Here is a 562-nt window from a genome sequence, read left to right as displayed (position 1 = left end):
TCAGCCCATAGGGTCCGCATGAACGGCGCATCATCTGCCTGTCGCCGGGTCAATAGACACGAGTGACTCTGGATGTTCTGCCACCAGACGCTCTGGTTCAACCATTGACTATTCATCCTGGATTCCTCTTCGATATCATCGAGCAAGCGCGCTGCCAAGTCCCGCAGCGCGTCTTCCGTCAGCCACCACCGTAGCGCGTTTCAGTTGGCGAAGATCATTGTCGGCAAGGTGCATGGCAACACAGGCTTGGCATGGATCTGCGCATAGTCTAAACGAAGTTTCATTGCCATGGCGTGGCCAGTGACCATTGGGCTTGGCACCTATCAGTTTAAGTTGGCACCCAAAACGGAGGCAACGGCGATCCAGTTTCGACGAGTCGGTAGAGCTTTCTCAAACCGCGGGTGAACCACGAGAGACGGCTACGGAGCATTTTCCGGACGCTCCAGTGATCATCCGAGGTCTGCTCCTGTACTTTCTTTTCCAAGGGGGTTGGACGCTCCAGTTGATCTTTCCAGTCGACGCGGACGCACCAGTGCAAGGCCAGGGCCATGATGAGGAGCAT

The 562-nt window shown here is 55.9% G+C and carries 1 protein-coding gene; it reads right to left on the bottom strand.

The annotated features are described in order from the left end of the window. Nucleotides 1-328 precede the first annotated feature (328 nt). On the bottom strand, nt 329-562 hold a 234-nt coding region (locus tag CAPSK01_RS21700; protein ID WP_273703017.1), incomplete at its 5' end, for a hypothetical protein.

It is taken from the genome of Candidatus Accumulibacter vicinus, from assembly GCF_000584955.1.
Classification (GTDB): Bacteria; Pseudomonadota; Gammaproteobacteria; order Burkholderiales; family Rhodocyclaceae; genus Accumulibacter; species Accumulibacter vicinus.
Note: the sequence above shows the minus strand (reverse complement) of the source record. Positions and strands in the feature narration are given on the sequence as shown.